Raw genomic sequence first — 2,379 nt, forward strand, 5'->3', positions numbered from 1 at the left:
CCAGGGTCAGCCCCGGCTGGGAGGCCACCAGGCTGCCCGCCCGCAGTGTGGCCTGGAGCAGCAGGAACCCGGCGGGGCCCGCCACGAGCACCGCCCAGGTCTGCCACGCCCCGAGCACGGCGGGCACGCCCCCGGCGAACGCGCCGGTCACCCCGGCCACGAGCACGGCGAGGAACCCGAAGAACAGCCCCGAGGCCACGCCGAGAAAGGCCGCGCGGAGGGCGTGCCGGTACCGCCGGGCCACCAGCACGAGCGCGGCGATCACCGCGAGGGTGAACCCGCAGCCGAGCAGCCATGTGGGGCCGGTCACCGCACGGGTGCTGCCCCCCGCCGGGCGCAGCGCCACCAGCAGCACCGCGATGCCCACGATCATGCCGACCACCGCCGTGACCTCCCTGCGGTGCAGTGACGCCCGCATCAGCACACTCGACAGCAGCAGCGTGAAGCCCAGCTCCGCCACCAGGATCGGCTGCACCATCGCGATCGGTCCCGTCGACAACGCGGCCACCTGGAGGGCGAAACCGGCGAGCATCGCGCCCGTGCCCGCCAGCCACGGCGGCTGGTGCGCCAGATCCCACACCAGTGCCGGGGAGAACGGCCTGGCGTACGGCTGGCGGCGCGCGCCGATCCGCTGCAGGACCGAGGCGAGCGCGTTGGCGAGTGCCGCCAACGCCGCGAGCAGCACGGTGAGCACGGTGTTCTCCTCGACTCGGCGGGATTCCCTCAGCCCGCGGCGCGGTCGCGGGCGCCCACCACCGCCGCCTGCCCCAGGCTGATCCCGCCGTCGTTGCACGGCACGCGGGTATGGGTCAGCACCATCATGCCCGCCCGTTCGAGCGCGGCGACGGTGCGGTCGGCCAGCAGGCGGTTGCCGAACACCCCGCCGGACAGCGCCACCCGCCGAACCCCCGTGCGATCGGACACCGCCGCGCACACCCGCGTGACGACGGAGACGAGGCTGTTGTGGAAGCGGGCGGCGATGACACCGGGGTCGGTGCCCCGCAGCCGGTCGTCCACCACGGCGCGCACCAGGGCGGTGACGTCGACGATCAGCTCCTCGGAGACCGGGACGGGATACGAGCCCGGGTGACTCCGTTCGGCGCGCTGCTCCAGCTCGATCGCCGCCTGTCCCTCGTAGGTGACGACCTCGCGCAAATCCAGCACCGCGGCGACGGCGTCGAACAGCCGTCCCGCGCTGGAGGTCGGCGGCGCGTGCACCCCCGAGCGGGCCAGCGCGCGGACCTGTCCCCACCGCCGTTCGTCGCGGCGCACCACGGGCAGCTCCCCCAGGTCGGCGTCGGCGACGTCGCGCAGGTAGGCGGCGGCCATCCGCCACGGCTGCCGGACGGCCGCGGTCCCGCCGGGCATCGGCACGGGGCCGAAGTGGCCGACGCGCTCGAACCCGGCCAGCGTGGCGAGCAGGAACTCGCCGCCCCAGATCGTGCCGTCGGTGCCGTAGCCGGTGCCGTCGAAGGCGACCCCGATGACCGGGCCGTCGACACCGTTGTCGGCCAGGCATGCCGCGATGTGCGCGTGATGATGCTGGACTCCCACCGTCTCGACGTCGTCGCGGTCGAGCGCGTACTTCGTGGACAGGTACTCGGGGTGCAGGTCGTGGGCCACGACGTCAGGAGTCGTGTCGAAGAGCCTGCCGAGGTGGGCGATCGCCTCGGTGAAGGCGGCCAGTGTCCCGGCGTCCTCAAGGTCACCGATGTGGTGCGAGCACACCGCCCTGCGATCCCGGGCCAGGCACACGGTGTTCTTCAGCTCCGCGCCGCAGGCCAGTACCGGACGCGGGAACTCCCACGCGCAGGTGATCGGCGCGGGCGCGTAGCCGCGCGAGCGGCGCACCGGCAGCGCGCCACCGCGCCACGGCCGCACCACCGAGTCGTCGACCCGCGTGTGGATCGGCCGGTCGTGGGTGAGCAGCGCGTCCGCGATCCCGGACAGCCGGGCCAGGGCGTCGTCGTCCCGGAAGGCGATGGGCTCGTCGGCGACGTTGCCGCTGGTGAGCACCAGCGGTGTCCCGGTTTCGGCGAGCAGCAGATGGTGCAGGCCCGTGTAGGGCAACATCAGGCCCAGCTCCCGGGTGCCCGGAGCCACCGACGGGGCGATCGGGTCGGACTCCGGATCGCGACGGTCGAGCAGCACGATCGGCGCGCGCCGGTCGCCGAGCAGCTCGTCGGCCACGGCGTCGACCTGGCAGAGCGCGCGGGCGTGCTCCGGCGTGGGCACCATGACCGCGAACGGCTTGTCCACGCGGTGCTTGCGGCTCCGCAGGGCCGCCGTGGCGGCCTCGCTGGTGGCGTCGGCGGCGAGGTGGTAGCCGCCGAGGCCCTTGACGGCCACGACGTGGCCCGCGCGGAGCAGCTCGGCCGT

The 2,379-nt window shown here is 74.4% G+C and carries 2 protein-coding genes; both read right to left on the minus strand.

The features are described 5' to 3' along the window. Window positions 1-694, minus strand: a 694-nt coding sequence (locus SACSA_RS0117510; RefSeq protein ID WP_019819033.1) for a DMT family transporter, incomplete at its 3' end; no start/stop codon positions are given. Window positions 695-723: 29 nt separating this feature from the next. Continuing rightward, window positions 724-2,379, minus strand: a 1,656-nt coding sequence (gene hypF, locus SACSA_RS0117515) for a carbamoyltransferase HypF (protein ID WP_019819034.1), incomplete at its 5' end; no start/stop codon positions are given.

The organism is Saccharomonospora saliphila YIM 90502 (assembly GCF_000383795.1).
GTDB lineage: Bacteria > Actinomycetota > Actinomycetes > Mycobacteriales > Pseudonocardiaceae > Saccharomonospora > Saccharomonospora saliphila.